Source organism: Synechococcus sp. RS9907, from assembly GCF_014279615.1.
In the GTDB taxonomy this organism is placed as follows: Bacteria; Cyanobacteriota; Cyanobacteriia; order PCC-6307; family Cyanobiaceae; genus Parasynechococcus.
The window spans coordinates 1958691-1972382 of the sequence record NZ_CP047944.1; the positions used below are offsets into that span (position 1 = coordinate 1958691).

Annotated in this window: 19 protein-coding genes; 8 read left to right on the forward strand and 11 right to left on the reverse strand. The window is 63.5% G+C overall.

What is annotated here, in order from left to right; all coding sequences use genetic code 11:
• Positions 1 to 118: 118 nt before the first annotated feature.
• Positions 119 to 1477: an autotransporter outer membrane beta-barrel domain-containing protein gene (locus SynRS9907_RS10780; RefSeq protein WP_188021000.1), complete on the forward strand. Its 1359-nt coding sequence runs from the start codon at positions 119 to 121 to the stop codon at positions 1475 to 1477.
• Here SynRS9907_RS10780 and pyrF read toward each other — a convergent pair.
• Positions 1461 to 2198 (reverse strand): orotidine-5'-phosphate decarboxylase, encoded by a 738-nt coding sequence (pyrF, locus tag SynRS9907_RS10785; RefSeq protein WP_188022449.1) that lies wholly within the window; start codon positions 2196 to 2198, stop codon positions 1461 to 1463. The two genes, SynRS9907_RS10780 and pyrF, sit on opposite strands and share 17 nt — an antisense overlap.
• A gap of 233 nt (positions 2199 to 2431) precedes the next feature.
• Here pyrF and SynRS9907_RS10795 point away from each other — a divergent pair, with 233 nt between their 5' ends.
• Positions 2432 to 3196, forward strand: a complete 765-nt coding sequence (locus tag SynRS9907_RS10795) for a hypothetical protein (protein ID WP_223157657.1) — start codon at positions 2432 to 2434, stop codon at positions 3194 to 3196.
• Here the strand turns inward: SynRS9907_RS10795 and tyrS are convergent.
• Both tyrS and SynRS9907_RS10805 read right to left on the reverse strand, forming a co-directional pair.
• Complete coding sequence (gene tyrS, locus SynRS9907_RS10800; protein WP_188021003.1) at positions 3186 to 4433, reverse strand: tyrosine--tRNA ligase; 1248 nt, start codon at positions 4431 to 4433, stop codon at positions 3186 to 3188. The two genes, SynRS9907_RS10795 and tyrS, sit on opposite strands and share 11 nt — an antisense overlap.
• 60 nt (positions 4434 to 4493) lie before the next feature.
• Positions 4494 to 4823 (reverse strand): DUF1825 family protein, encoded by a 330-nt coding sequence (locus tag SynRS9907_RS10805; RefSeq protein ID WP_011365051.1) that lies wholly within the window; start codon positions 4821 to 4823, stop codon positions 4494 to 4496.
• A gap of 201 nt (positions 4824 to 5024) precedes the next feature.
• On the opposite strand from SynRS9907_RS10805, the gene SynRS9907_RS10810 reads away from it, so the two are divergent.
• From SynRS9907_RS10810 to SynRS9907_RS10830, 5 genes are all read left to right on the forward strand, one after another.
• Positions 5025 to 5732 carry a response regulator transcription factor gene (locus tag SynRS9907_RS10810; protein ID WP_188022450.1) on the forward strand — a complete coding sequence of 236 codons (708 nt, stop codon included), beginning with the start codon at positions 5025 to 5027 and terminating at the stop codon, positions 5730 to 5732.
• A gap of 95 nt (positions 5733 to 5827) precedes the next feature.
• On the forward strand, positions 5828 to 6397 hold the full coding sequence (locus tag SynRS9907_RS10815) for a hypothetical protein (RefSeq protein WP_188021004.1): 570 nt from the start codon (positions 5828 to 5830) through the stop codon (positions 6395 to 6397).
• Positions 6397 to 6969 (forward strand): GIY-YIG nuclease family protein, encoded by a 573-nt coding sequence (locus tag SynRS9907_RS10820; RefSeq protein ID WP_188021005.1) that lies wholly within the window; start codon positions 6397 to 6399, stop codon positions 6967 to 6969. Before SynRS9907_RS10815 ends, SynRS9907_RS10820 begins: the two co-directional genes overlap by 1 nt.
• A gap of 56 nt (positions 6970 to 7025) precedes the next feature.
• A complete protein-coding gene (locus SynRS9907_RS10825) occupies positions 7026 to 8495 on the forward strand; it encodes a leucyl aminopeptidase (protein ID WP_188021006.1) in 1470 nt (489 codons plus the stop codon).
• Positions 8492 to 8728, forward strand: coding sequence for a hypothetical protein (locus SynRS9907_RS10830; RefSeq protein WP_114989453.1), 237 nt, complete (start codon positions 8492 to 8494; stop codon positions 8726 to 8728). Before SynRS9907_RS10825 ends, SynRS9907_RS10830 begins: the two co-directional genes overlap by 4 nt.
• 33 nt (positions 8729 to 8761) lie before the next feature.
• Here SynRS9907_RS10830 and SynRS9907_RS14110 read toward each other — a convergent pair whose 3' ends face one another.
• The 5 genes from SynRS9907_RS14110 to SynRS9907_RS10850 form a co-directional block, all read right to left on the reverse strand.
• Positions 8762 to 8944 carry a hypothetical protein gene (locus SynRS9907_RS14110; protein ID WP_255445892.1) on the reverse strand — a complete coding sequence of 61 codons (183 nt, stop codon included), beginning with the start codon at positions 8942 to 8944 and terminating at the stop codon, positions 8762 to 8764.
• Positions 8945 to 9162: 218 nt separating this feature from the next.
• Positions 9163 to 9330 carry a hypothetical protein gene (locus SynRS9907_RS10835; protein ID WP_188021007.1) on the reverse strand — a complete coding sequence of 56 codons (168 nt, stop codon included), beginning with the start codon at positions 9328 to 9330 and terminating at the stop codon, positions 9163 to 9165.
• A 196-nt stretch (positions 9331 to 9526) separates the two neighbouring features.
• Positions 9527 to 9679, reverse strand: coding sequence for a hypothetical protein (locus SynRS9907_RS10840; RefSeq protein WP_188021008.1), 153 nt, complete (start codon positions 9677 to 9679; stop codon positions 9527 to 9529).
• A gap of 134 nt (positions 9680 to 9813) precedes the next feature.
• Positions 9814 to 9981: a DUF4278 domain-containing protein gene (locus SynRS9907_RS10845; RefSeq protein WP_255445893.1), complete on the reverse strand. Its 168-nt coding sequence runs from the start codon at positions 9979 to 9981 to the stop codon at positions 9814 to 9816.
• A 198-nt stretch (positions 9982 to 10179) separates the two neighbouring features.
• Positions 10180 to 10470 (reverse strand): DUF3104 domain-containing protein, encoded by a 291-nt coding sequence (locus SynRS9907_RS10850; protein WP_114989456.1) that lies wholly within the window; start codon positions 10468 to 10470, stop codon positions 10180 to 10182.
• Between the two features lie 231 nt (positions 10471 to 10701).
• Here SynRS9907_RS10850 and SynRS9907_RS10855 point away from each other — a divergent pair, with 231 nt between their 5' ends.
• Positions 10702 to 10854 carry a hypothetical protein gene (locus tag SynRS9907_RS10855; protein WP_188021010.1) on the forward strand — a complete coding sequence of 51 codons (153 nt, stop codon included), beginning with the start codon at positions 10702 to 10704 and terminating at the stop codon, positions 10852 to 10854.
• 211 nt (positions 10855 to 11065) lie between these two features.
• On the opposite strand, the gene msrA is transcribed toward SynRS9907_RS10855, so the two are convergent.
• From msrA to lpxA, 3 genes are read right to left on the reverse strand one after another with little or no spacing between them, the layout of a single operon-like run.
• Positions 11066 to 11689, reverse strand: coding sequence for a peptide-methionine (S)-S-oxide reductase MsrA (msrA, locus tag SynRS9907_RS10860; protein WP_188021011.1), 624 nt, complete (start codon positions 11687 to 11689; stop codon positions 11066 to 11068).
• Positions 11686 to 12867, reverse strand: a complete 1182-nt coding sequence (lpxB, locus tag SynRS9907_RS10865) for a lipid-A-disaccharide synthase (protein ID WP_188021012.1) — start codon at positions 12865 to 12867, stop codon at positions 11686 to 11688. The genes msrA and lpxB overlap by 4 nt, the downstream gene beginning before the upstream one ends.
• A complete protein-coding gene (gene lpxA / locus SynRS9907_RS10870; protein WP_188021013.1) occupies positions 12867 to 13691 on the reverse strand; it encodes an acyl-ACP--UDP-N-acetylglucosamine O-acyltransferase in 825 nt (274 codons plus the stop codon). Before lpxA ends, lpxB begins: the two co-directional genes overlap by 1 nt.
• Between the last annotated feature and the right edge of the window lies 1 nt (position 13692).

Consider the following 13692-nt stretch of genomic DNA (forward strand, 5'->3'; position numbering starts at 1 on the left):
TCCTGCAACAAATGCCCTGCAGAGCAACAACTTGGACAATTTCTGAAGCGGTGGGATGGCTCTGCCAACGCCATGGAGGCTTCACAGAATTCGTTGATATCCGCCTGTTGACGCCGCGATGCGATCCCTCTTCTCTGAGCTGCGGACCCTGCCCCTGCTGCCGAGCAGCGCGGCTGTTTTGCTGACGTTGATGCTGGTCTCCCCTCCAGAAGCAGAAGCGCAGGCCTGCGAAGTGGATCCCTTCGGTGCTGAGGTGTGTCTGCCTGACAACAATCCAGATGATCCAGATGATCCAGATGATCCAGTGATTATTTTCGACTGCTTCGGGCCCTGCAAAGAGTTCCCACCGCCAACGCCCTACCGCCAGTACGAGGAAGTCGCTGCACCAGAGCCGGAACCCGAGCCGATGCCCGAACCGGAACCCGAGCCGGAGCCGATCCGGCCGCTCTGGTTCAAGAGTGATGCCCTCGATCACGCCACCGCCGAGGCCTACCTCGAGCGCACCCTGCGCCATGTGCAACTGGCCCAGGCCAGCAGCAGCAGTCTCGACAGTGCGGCCGCACCGATCGTGCGCGTCGACGGCATGAGTTACGTGGAGGTGCTCGAGCCCAACACCGTGATGATCAGCCGCACGGTGAACGAGCCCGGCATCAATGTGTGGGTGCGGGGCTTCGGGGGCAGCAGCCCCAACGGCGCGCGTTCCGGCCACTACGCCGACATCGACAAAGGTGGCGCCCAGCTCGGCTTCGACATTCCCCTGAGCAACACCACCCGGGTGGGTCTGTTCGGCACCTATGCCGTGATGGATGCTGACGACGGATCCCGCGGCAGCTGGAATGCCGACGGATGGGGCGGTGGCGGTTACGCCGAGTATTGGACCGACAACTTCTACCTGCGCGGCATGATCAGCGGTGGCGGCTATGACGGCGACCACCGCCGCAAGGTGAACGGCAACACCGCCAGCGGCAACCGCAGCGGCAACTCCTGGAGCGGGGTGGTGAGTCTTGGGGCTCCCTTTGATTCCGGCGACTGGATCCTCGAACCCCAGGCCCTGGTGAGCTACACCAACACCAGCATGGACCGCTTCAGCGAAGGCGGCGTCAAGCGCTCCAAGCGTCTGCGCTATCACGCCATGGAGATCGACAACGTCGACACCGAGCTGGCGATGAAGTTCACCCACCCGATCCGCGACGGTCAGCGCTCTCTGTTCATGCCCTCCCTGCGCCTGGGCTGGGCCGCCGACTGGGGCAACAGCGGTGGCAGCCAGAGGGTGAGCACTATCGACTCCGGCGAGACCTACCGCTTCGGCATCAACGGCGATGCCGACCACGGCGCCCTGATCGAGCTAGGCCTCGATTACACCAGTTTCAACTTCAACGACACCTCCATGGGCGTCTACGCCCGCACCGGTGTGGTGATCTGGGGCGAGCGGGGCACCTCCTGGCAGGTGCAGGGCGGTCTCAGCTTCCGCTTCTGAGCTCGCTGCAACACAGCGCAAAGGCAGCACTGGGATCGTCGGCTTTGGTGATCGGTCGGCCGATCACCAGCTGGCTGGCGCCCGCTGCAATCGCCTCGGCGGGCCCCATCACCCGAGCTTGATCCCCCACCGCAGCCCCTTTGGGGCGGATGCCCGGGGTGACCAAGGCGAAGGGCTCGGGGTGCTGCGCCCGTAACGCCGCGGCCTCCAGGGGTGAGCAAACACAACCGCCGATGCCGGCGGTCGCCGACAGCTGCGCCAACGCCGGCACCCGTTCGGCGATGCCCTGGGTGATGGCGAGTTCCCGTTGCAGCCGTTGCTCCTCCCAGCTGGTGAGCACCGTCACTGCTAACAGGGTCGGGGCATCGAGGCCTGCTGTCTGGGCCCCCTCAACCGCCGCGGCCTGGGCGGCCTGCAGCGCTTCACTGCCAGCGCAGGCATGCACCGTGATCAGCTCCGCCCCCAGTGCAGCGGCCCGCCGGCAAGCACCGGCCATCGTGGCCGGGATGTCGTGAAATTTGAGGTCAAGAAACACCCGCAGCCCCTGCTCACGCAGCTGGGCCACCACCTCCGGGCCGGCCTGCACAAACAACTCCAGACCGACCTTCACCCAGCGCAGCCCGTTCACCTGGGCGGCAAAGCCCAGCGCCTGTTTAGGCGCCATGCCATCGAGGGCCACGATGATCCGGTCGGCGGGGTGAGCGGAGAGCGACGGAGCCAAGGCAAGCCATTGATCTGCTTCCATCCTGAAGCTCGAGCCGTTGAGCCCATAGGGTTGAGTGCGCCTGCTCACTTCGCCGGAACAGCCTGATCATGCGAGCAGTGATTCATGCGGGACTACACAAAACCGGAACATCGTCATTCCAACGCTGCTGCTTCGATCTGCACGAGGAGCTTCTCCAACAAAAGATCCACTACCCCCATGTTGAAGGACTGACACATCACAACCGGCTCGTGGATCAAGCCGACCTGGACTGGCTCAAAAGGCTGGTCAGGAAGACCCGCAAGAGGGCCGGTGACCATGCATGCCTGCTGATTTCAGCCGAAAACCTGGAATACGTGCTCCACACCGACAAACCCGAACGGATCGAAACAACTTTGCGACAAGCGGGCGTCAGTGATGTGGCCTGGGTGCTCTGCTTTCGCCAACCGTTTTCTGCATACCGCTCGCTCTACGCCCAACTCTCCTATTCAGGGCGCAATTACACGGTTGCCAGAGCCGTCCTCGAATTCGAAGCAACAGGCCACCTGATCGCTGCCAAGGGAACATTCTCGACCCAAAACCGTAGCCACCTCCAACGGTTCCATTTCAACTACCCACGCCTAATCGAGGATCTGCAACAACGGCTGAAAGGGCTCGTGATTGGGATCGACTTCAATGACTTCACAAAGCGATCCAAAGCCCCTGGAGATCTCTTGATCAGAGCCCTATCGGCTGAAGGAAAGGCACTCAGTGACCTGAGCGAGCACCTGCCAACCCACACCAATCGTTCAAGCAGTGAAAAGCAGATCGAACGCAACTATGTGAACCGCTTTTTTGCCTTTGATCCCACAAAAGAAAAAAATGTACCCAACTTCATCAAAGAGGCCATTCAGGCTCGGCTGAAAAATCGCCTTACCGCTGAAAAAACGATCGAGGAACTGTTCGCGACAAAGCTGGCCGGATGGGAACAAGCCATCACCCCAGCCGAAGAGGTGCTGCGTCTGCTCAGACGGTGAGCCGCCGGAAGGTCTTCTTGCCCAATTGCAGCACCTTGCCCTCCAGTTCCGCCGCTGAGGCGAACTCCTGGTTGGGGTCGGTGATCTTTTCCCCCTCCAGCCGCGCCGCGCCGCCCTTGATCTGACGGCGGGCCTCGCTGCTGCTGGCGCAGATGCCCACAGCGCTGAACAAATAAAAGGCCTTGGCCGGGAAATTCACCTCCGCCAGCGACGCCTCGGGCACATCGGCCCCGGCATCACCGCTGCCCCCCACCAGGCTTGCGGCATCGCTCTGGGCCTTCTGAGCGGCTTCGATGCCGTGGCGGCTGGCGGTCACCGCCAATGCCATCGCCTTCTGCTTCTCGCGCGGGTTCTCCGGCAACGACGCCAGATCCAGATCGGTCAGCAAGGTGACGTAGTCGTCGATCGCCGCATCGCCGACCTTCTCCAGCTTGGAGTACATCGAGAGCGGATCCTCCTCCAGACCCACCACGTTGCCGAGGCTTTTGCTCATCTTCTGCACCCCATCCAGCCCCACCAGGATCGGCAGCAGCAGGCCGAACTGGGTGCCCTTGTTGAAGTGGCGCTGCAGGTCGCGGCCCATGGCGACGTTGAACTTCTGATCGGTGCCCCCCAGCTCCACATCCGCATTCACCGCCACCGAGTCGTAGCCCTGCAACAACGGGTAGAGGAATTCATGCAGGGCGATCGGGGTGCCGCTGCCGTAGCGCTTGGAGAAGTCGTCCTTGGCCAGCATCTGGCCCACGGTGCCGGTGCCGAGCAGGCCGATCACCGCCGGCAGGTCCATGCCCTCCAACCACTCGGAGTTATATCGCACCTCCAGGCGGCCAGGGGTCTCGAAATCGAGCAGCGCCGTTTCCTTCGGCTGGTCCTGCCCCAACTGGCGCAGATACGTGGAGGCGTTGGCGGCCACCTGCTCCTTGGTGAGCTGCACCCGCGTGGCGCTCTTGCCGGTGGGGTCTCCGATCCGCGCCGTGAAATCGCCGATGATCAGCACCGCCGTGTGGCCCGCGTCCTGGAAGGCCCGCAATTTGCGGAACAGGATGCTGTGACCAAGATGGATGTTGCTGCCGGTGGGGTCGATGCCCAGCTTCACCCGCAGCGGCCGGCCTTCTTTTTCGGCCTGGGCCAACCGGGCCGCCAGGGCCTGATCCGCATCACTGGGATCCCCGGCCGGGAACAGGTCGGCCATGCCCCGCGACAACCAATCCGGCAACGACGGGATGGAGTCCGGCATGGGGAGGCGCAACGAGCGAGCGCTGGCGATCGTACGAGTGCTGGCTCAGCTAAGGCTGTTTCAACTGGAAGGCGGCTGCTCGATCTGCGCCTTCATCCGCTCGAGGGTGGAGTTCATCTGGTCGAACATCTGCTCGGGGGTGATGCCGAACTGGCTGAGCTGGGTGCGCAGCTGCTCCACCGTGAGCTTGGCCTGGAAATCCTCCGAGAGTTCAAAGCGCTTCATGAACACCCGGTAGCGGCCCATCAGCTCTTCCATCGTCTCGATGAACTTCTTCTTGCCCTCCCGGTCGAACTTGCCGTACTCACTGCCCAGCTGCATCAGCTGCTGGTAATCGCTGAACAGGCGCTTAGCTTCGTCCTGAACAATGTCGGAATCGAAGAAGGCCATCGTCGGCGTTGCGCACTGCTTTGGCAAAGTCTGCCAAGGATGTGCCAGTGGTAACGGGGGTGATCGCCGCACCTTTGATGGCCGTGCACGCACAGGTTTTGTACGGTCTTGCTGACCCGCACCACCCTCCGGTGGCATCCGAATTCATGGTGAGTTTCGGGCCGCCTCCAGGATGTGGACTTCACCGCTCAGCTCGGCGCGATGCGTGAGCTTCCCCAGCGCCATCGGCCCCTGTTGGAGGGGCGCCGCATTGTGGCGGCCTCCGCGGATCGCGTCTTGATCAGCGGCCTAGTGCACAGCCTTGATGGCATCGGCTCCCTGGTGGGGGCCGCCAGCACCGAAACAGAAGCCCTCGCCTGCCTTCGCAACACAGCCGCTGATCTGCTGATCTGCAGCGACCAGCTCGAGCGCGGCACCGGCCCCTCCCTGGTGGCAGCCGCCAAGGCCCAGCAGCCCTCCCTGCGCTGCCTGATGTTGATTCAGCGTCCGTTGCTCAGCACGATTCACGCCGCGGCCAAGGCGCAATGCGAAGGGCTTTGCAGCCATGAGCGCATCGGCTACGGCGGCCTGCTCAGCGTGCTGCGCGCCATGGAGAGCGATGGCAGCCACATGGATCCGGTGATTGCCGGCGTGGCCAACCACGACCGTGGCCCCAAAGGCGCCGCCCATCCCCTCAGCGACGTGCTGAGCCTGCGGGAAGAGGACGTGCTGCGGGGGCTCTGCAAGGGCCTCAGCAATCAGGAGATTGCCGATCAGCTGCATCTCTCGATTGAAACCACCAAGCACTGCGTCACCGGACTGCTGCACAAACTCGATGCCAAAAGCCGCACCCAGGCGGTGCTGATCGCCTTTCAGCGCAACCTGGTGGATCCACCGCTGCCGATTCCCCGCTGGACCCCCTCGGCCTGAAGTGACCCGATCCGTGCCACGGCGGCAAGGTGCTCAAGTTGCGCTGACGCAGCCCCTGCACCCTCGTTAAGGTCAGCCCATCTCTGCTGAGCAACATGCCCCGCAGCCACTGGTTGGATCCCCTGGCCAGACGGGTGCTGCAGGCCACCGGACAGCTGCCAGCACCACCTAAGCAGCCGTTGCCGCAGCCTTTAGCAACCGTGCCCGAGCCGCCGGCTTGGATGATGGATGTGAACCGGGCCAGCCGCGATCAGTGGCTGCAACTGCCCGGCTGCAGCCAGGACACAGCCGATCTGCTGGTGCGGTTGCAGCGGGGTGGGGTGCAATTCGCCAGTGCTGATGATCTGTTCCGGCTGCTGGAGCTGCCGAGCGATCTGGCCAGGCTCTGGACCCCCCATCTGCTCTTCCAGTGGCACGGCGATGCCCCACCGCAGCCGCAGGCCGCTCCCCTCGACCTCAACAACGCCAACGTCGATCAGCTGGCGCTGCTGGGCTGGTCGGAACAACGGCTGGCCAACCTGATGCGCGAACGCCGCCGCGCCGGTTTCAAGGATCTGGCCGATCTGCAGGAGCGGCTCTGCCTGCCCGCCAGCAGCGTGGAAGCCCTGATCGGCCGGGTGAGTTTCGGCAGCCGCCGCGCCGGGCCCAGCCTGCCGCTGCCCTGATGCAGGGGGATCTGTTCTCCACCGGTGCGCTGGCCTTCAACAACGGGCCCGACCTGCCCCTGCAACGGGAGCAGCTGCTCGCCTGGCAAGAGCGGCTGCATGCCCATCAGGCACCGCTGTTCCGCGGCGAAAGCGCCAGCACGGCCCAGGGGGATCTGTTCGGTGCCAGCCCCGATGACGCTGCGGTGGCCATCGATCCACTGGCCCTGACCCCCCTGGCGATGAGTTTCTGGCGCTGGCCGGAACCGTCCCACCGCGGAGCAGCGATTTATCTGGTGATGGACAGGCCAGCCCAGCTGGAGCAGCCGCTTCTGCTGTATGTGGGCGAAACCCTGGCGGCCGAGCGCCGCTGGAAAGGTGATCACGACTGCAAGGCCTACCTCGCCGCCTACGGCGAAGCCCTGCAGCGCTGTGAGCTCAGCGCGCAGCTGAGCATCCGCTTCAGCTGTGATGTGCCCCGGGCCACCCGCGCCCGGCGGGCCCTGGAACAACAGCTGATCCAACGCTGGTGGCCGCCCTTCAACAAGGAAACCCGCCAGCGCTGGGCCACCCCCTTCACCGCAGAGCTCTAGGGGCCGAGGGCGTCGCACAGGATCGCTACGCTCATCCTTTGTTGACGCGTCCACCCATGCGCTTCTTCCTGTCCTCCGCCGGTTTGCAGGAGTGGAACGGCGATGTGCTGGCGGTTGGGCTGCCCCAGGGCGATGTCGATGCCACGGCAACGGCCCTGGAACAACGCTTTGCCGGCATCACCGAGGCCCTCAAGCAACAGGAGTTCAAAGGCAAGCCCGGTGATCAACTGGTGATCACCCCCCTGGGCGGAGGCCCGCAGCGCCTGGTGGTGCTGGGCCTGGGCGAGAGCGATGGAATTGACGCCGAGCGCCTGCGCGGCGCCGCCGCCCGAGCCGCCCAGGCCGCCATCGGTTGTGAGGGCAGCCTCGGCCTGCACCTGCCCTGGGCGGGAACCGATGCCTCAGAAGCCGCCCGCATCTGTGCTGAAGCGGTGCGGCTCTGCCTCTACAAAGACCAGCGCTTCCGCAAGGAGCCCGACCCGCGCCGGATCCCCGGGGCCCTGGAGCTGATCGACCTCGACCCCGCCGCCGAAAGCGGCTTTGCGGCCGTCAATGCCACCTGCGCCGGTGTGGAACTGGCCCGTGAGCTGGTGGCGGCCCCTCCGAACGTGGTCACCCCGGCGGCCCTGGCCGACACGGCCGCTGGCATCGCCAAGGACCACGGCCTTGAGCTCAAGGTGCTCGAGCGCAGCGACTGCGAAGCCAAGGGCATGGGGGCCTTCCTGGCGGTGAGCCAGGGCTCTGATCTACCCCCCAAGTTCATCCACCTGATCTATCGCCCCGAGGGCGAGGTGAAACGCCGCGTTGCCCTGGTGGGCAAAGGCCTCACCTTCGATTCCGGCGGGTACAACCTCAAGGTGGGGGCCGCCCAGATCGACATGATGAAGTTCGACATGGGCGGCAGTGCCGCTGTGATCGGTGCCATGCGCAGCATCGCCGAACTCAAGCCGGCCGGCGTTGAGGTGCACATGGTGGTGGCCTCCTGCGAAAACATGGTGAATGGCTCCGCCGTCCACCCCGGCGACATCGTCACGGCCGCCAACGGCATGACGATTGAGATCAACAACACCGACGCCGAAGGCCGCCTCACCCTGGCCGATGCCCTGCTCTACGCCTGTGAGCAGAAGCCCGATGCCGTGGTGGATCTGGCCACCCTCACCGGAGCCTGCGTGATTGCTCTGGGGGATGAGATGGCCGGGCTCTGGTCCAACAATGACGATCTGGCGGAGGCCCTCGATGCCGCTGCTCAGACGGGCGGTGAAGGCCTCTGGCGCATGCCACTGCGGCAGTCCTACAGGGATGGATTGAAGTCGTTGCTGGCCGACATGAAGAACACCGGCCCGCGGCCCGGTGGTTCGATCACAGCAGCCCTGTTCCTCAAGGAGTTCGTGGCCAAAGACACCGCCTGGGCCCACATCGATATTGCCGGCCCGGTCTGGAGTGACAAAGGCAAAGGGGTCAATCCCGCTGGTGCCACCGGCTACGGCGTGCGCACCCTGGTGAACTGGGTGCTGGCCCAGTCATGAGCCGCTCCCCGGTGCGCTGGTACATCAAGGCCCAGCTGGGGGTGCTGCTGCTCCCGGTGGGCCTCTGCCTGTTCGGCGAGGCGGTGAGCCGCAAGGTGGTTCAGATGCTGGGCAAGGACGCAGGTCCCTGGTTCTGGTACGGAACCCTCAGCCTGATCTGCATCAATGCCGGCATCGGCCTGATGATCGACAGCGGACTGACCCGAGGCTTTCCAGGACGACGTCAGAACTGATCAGGTCGCCCTGGTTCAGGACAAAACTACCTGTCAGGAAGCAACCGCCTGCAATTCGAGGGTGTGGTCTGGTGTTTCCAATGCATGAATCTGCCACCGTGCTCGCTCGGAGCAAGTTTCCAACACCCGATCAAGATCATCAGATGCGTGCTTCGGTGACGCGTAGGGACCGATATGACGGGTGCCAAGACCATCCTTAATTGTCAGCAGATACATACAACCCTCCTCTCACCGCCTGATCGTAAGCATGGGCTGAAGCATCGTCGATGGCCGGAAACCCGTCTGTTCACTGAGAACTTGCTGAATCAATCAGGTTGCCGCGCTTAATCTTTTCAACAGGTTGGATGCTGGTTTCTTAAGGAATTCGACCAGATTTGATCAAGTAACGGCCGACGAAATGGAGCAATACCCCGTATCGCTCCATTTCGTCGGGCTCAGTTGGCTTCGGTGACAACCGCTGGAGCAGCAGACCTGCCAGACATCTCACGCAGAGAGCCAGCAGCACAAAGGGTTGAAAGCGCGATCGCAACCAGGGCGGCGCTGTTGATCAGCTTGAGCGCGACGGGCAGATGGGTGTTGACCATCTCACGGACGTTTGCCATGAAAAGAGTTCGTAGTGAACATCTTCATGGTGCGGCCCCTGTCATCGCAGCGAGGGCGCCCGCAGAGCCCGACCTTTTTGTCGTAATGGCGACGACCAGCCACGGGAGCCCAGGCCATCCTGCGGGGGCTTCTTTCGGTGAAGGGGGCAATGCGTCGAGCGGGGGTACTTAGGGAACACCCCCTCTTTTTTGGGCATCAGACCACAAGAACAAGGGCGACGTTGAGAATCGCCAACCCCACCAGGAACACCGCCGCCAGCAACGCGGCTTCGGGAAAGAACTTGGCAATCACAAAACCCACCCCAAGAAACACCGAGGAGATCACGATGGCGGTGAGATCCGATCCCATCGGCGAATGCTGAGTGGCTCGCCCACAGGATGTCGGGATCTCCCTTGGACCGTGACTTACCTCCATCCGACTGCCCAACAAAAAGCCCCTGCCCTTGAAAGGGGGCAGGGGCAGGAACCAACGGGTGCTTCGGACTACTTGGTGTAGGTGACGCCCCGGTAGGTGAGGGTGCGGCGGCTTTCGCCAATCAGCTCCTGGCGGCAGGTGTTGTAGTGCTCGCGGCGGCAGGTCAATTCAACGCAGGCCTTGGGAGTGGCTGGAGCCGCTGCGTAGGTGTGGCCTCGATAGAGAAGTGCAGTCATTGGATGTTCCTCGAAGAAATCCAAGTCCCCGTTCCATGGCTTGGAGGATCTGCGCCCCCTCAAGAGAGAGGGGGGGGGTGAACGTTTTGTAGCAACTGCTACAAATAATTTATAAGACAGCCGTCAAGCCCGTGCCGTTCGCACGAATACACACCGCCCCTTGATCAAGGCCCCTACTCGATCAACAGCCCTTCTCGATCAACAGCCGGAAGAGACAGGCGCACTGGTGGGCCATCCATCCATCGACCAGATCACATCCGAGACCGCATCGGCATTGATCCATTTGATTACGCCCGTATCCACGTCAGCCACCTGAAACAGCGACGGAAGCCTGGGGTGGCGAGCACTTCCCTCGCAGAAGAGCACCTGCCCCATCCACCAATCCCCTTGATCGAGCTGGTCTCCAGCGACGATCACAAAGTGCCCTGGGCGGACGTGGAGAAAGGGAGCCTCCGCCTTCACCGCGAGATCACCGTGATCAACCGACATGAGCCACCCGGGAATCAGCACACCTGTACTCATAGTCATGGCGATATGGGTTTGGCAAGCCGTCAATCGCGCTGGCGTTGAAGCGCAGACGTGTTGCCAGACACTGACGTAAGCACTTTTGCTCCCTGGACGTTGACCCGTGGGCGTCTAGGTTTCGAAAGTCTTCAGCCCCGTAGGCCCCCTTTCGATCGCACAAGGCCCTGAGCCTGCCGCCGTCGAGAACGCCAATCGATGACTGACCGCACTCTCAGCATTTCCGATGCCCTGCGCGAAGCGCAGCTGCAGCGCCTGGAAGCCTCCCTGGCCTGCAAGGCGGCATCCAAGCCTCAGGCCACAACACAGCCAGCAAAAGAGAAGTACAAGGACGCCAAAGCAAGCGACTGATCGCAACAGTCCCCATGCATTCCTTGATCAGATCGGCATATTGAGGAGCATCCGGCAACTGCCGGTGTCCTCAAGTGCTGTGCTGTGGAGTGGCTGCTCTCGATCCTGTTAGGCGTCGCCCTCGCGTGGGCGATCACGCGGGTGATCATCTGGCTGAGCGACCGTGCCCGCATCCGCGGGCGCTCTGCCGAGGAATGAGGCTGCGGCAGCCCTACTTCCCCCAGGCGTTACCGGAGCGAGCGTTGTCCCCCCAGACACTGTCAAGTCTACGGTCACGACCACAGCTGAACCGGTAGAAGTTGTATTTGACGGCGTTGTTCTCCGCGTAGTTCTGGTGGTATCCCTCGGCGGGCCAGAAGCGAGCCGCCTGCCGGAGCTCCACCTTCAAGGCAGACCGGGTTTGTCCGAGCTCAAGGGCCGCCGCCACAGCACTGGCCTCAGCCGCCTGAGCCTGGGCGTCATCAGCCGTGAAGATCACCGGCCGGTAGGAATCACCGCGGTCGCAGAACTGGCCGCCGCCATCGAGGGGGTCCACATTGCGCCAGTAGCTGCGCAGCAGCTCCGCGTAGCTGATCTGATCCGGGTCAAAGCGCACCTGCACCGCTTCCTGATGCCCCGTCGTCTCACTGCTCACCTGCCGGTAGGTGGGGCGCTCCAGCTGCCCGCCGCTGTAGCCGCTCACGGCATCACGCACCCCAGAAAGACGTTCCAGGTCGTGCTCCATGCACCAGAAACAGCCACCGGCAAAGACCGCCGTCTGCAGCTCAGCCATGGCGCGCTGGGGCCAGCTGAGCAGCATCAGGCAGGTGAACAGCAGCAGCAGGGTTCGTTTCATCCGATCACCTGATCAAAGATGGCCTTGGCCGCCCGCTCGGTGACCCCAGGAGCACCCAGGTTGGTCCGCAGCCGTGCATACCCCTCCAGCATGGCCTGGCGCTCTGGGGTGTCAGTCAGCAGAGGAAGCGCCCTCTCCACCAGAGCTTCGGCCGTGAGTTCGTCCTGGAGCAGCTCCGGCACCAACCGCTGCTTGAGCAACAGATTCACCGGCGAGATGTGATCCACCTGAAAGCGCAGCACGTGGCGGGCAACCCAGGCCGTCAGTCGGCTCACGCGGTACCCCACCACCTGGGGAACCCCCTGCAGGGCCAGCTCCAGGTTCACTGTGCCGGATTTGCCTAGGGCAAGATCCGCCGCCGCACAGAAGGTGGTCTTCAACCCATCAGCTTCAGCGGCGGGAATCACCCGGGCGTGGCGCACACCGGCTTCCTGCAGCGCTGCCGCCAGGGGGGCTTCGAACTGGGAAAGTCCAGCGGGCAGGAGCACCTGAAGATCAGAGTGGCGTTGCTGCAACAGGGCTGCCGCCTGGGCCAACGGTGGCATCAAGTAACGCAACTCCTGGGGGCGCGAGGCCGGCAGCAGCAACAACACCGGCGCTTCAGGATCCAAACCCAGTTGGCGGCGGGCACTGGCGCGATCGGGCAGGTTCTGGAAGCTGTCCAGCAGGGGATGGCCCACCCAGCTCACATCCGCACCGCGGGCGGCATAGAACTCGGCCTCTGCCGGGAAGATCGCCAGGATCCTGTCGGTGAAGTCCAGCAGACGGGTGGTGCTGCCATCGCCAAAGCGCCAGGCCCACTCCTGGGGAGCGATGTAATACGTAATCGGCAGCTCAGACTGCTGGCGCCGCAGGCGTGTGCCCAAGCGCACATTGGCCCCGACGTAGTCGATCAGCACCACCCCATCAAGGGGCTGTTCCTCCAAAAGCGCATCCACCCGGGCCTGCAGCCGCAGCGTGGGAAGAATCAACGGAACGGCCTCCCAAAGGCCGATGGCCCCCATCGGAGCGGTGTCGGCGATCAACACCGCACCCGCCGCCTCCATGCGCGGGCCACCCAGGGCCAACACCTCCAGCTCAAGCCCCCGCTGTTCCGCCTCCAACCGCAAGGCGCGAATCAACAGGCTGCCCTGCAGATCACCGGAGACCTCCCCGGTGCTGATCAGCAGCCGAACCATCAGCGGCCCTGCACCGGCATCGGGCCCCGTCGGCCCTGACCCGTGGAGGCTTCAAGGAACCGGCAGAAGTGGTCAGCCGCCGGCAACAAAGTCTGGCTGCGGGCCTGCTGAAGCGCATCGGCAATCACCAGGTCAGAGCGATACATCAGGGTCCAGATCTCGTGAAGCTGCTTGAGTTCAGCGCCGTCATGGTTGGCAGCCAGGCCACTGCGCCGCAGGCCCACACGGTTCAACCCCCGCACGCGGCCCGGATGGCCTTCCACCAGGCAATAGGGGGGAACATCCCGGTCAACGCGAGTCATCCCGCCCACCATCGCCATCCCACCGATGTGAACGAACTGGTGAATGCCCAGACAGCCACCGATCACCGCACGGTCTTCGATCACCACGTGGCCCGCCACCTGAATGGCATTGGACATCACGATGTTGTTGCCGAGATCGCAGTTGTGGCCCAGATGGCAATAGGCCATCAGCAGGTTGCCGTTGCCGATGCGGGTCACCTCGCTCTCTTCGGTGGCGCGGTTGATCGTCACGCATTCCCGCAGCGTGTTTCGATCACCGATCAACACCTCGGTGTTAGCGCCGCGGTACTTGAGATCCTGCGGCGGAAGCCCGAGGCAGGCGCCAGGGTACACCTTGTTGTCACGACCCAGGGTCAGTCGACCATCCAACACGGCATGGGGACCGATCCAGGTGTTCTCTCCGATCACCACCTCAGGGCCGACCACCGCACCCGGGCCGATGACCACACCGGAGGCCAGCTCGGCCTTCGGGTCCACCACCGCCGTGGGGTGGATTTGCTGTGACGCCGTTTGCTGCGACATC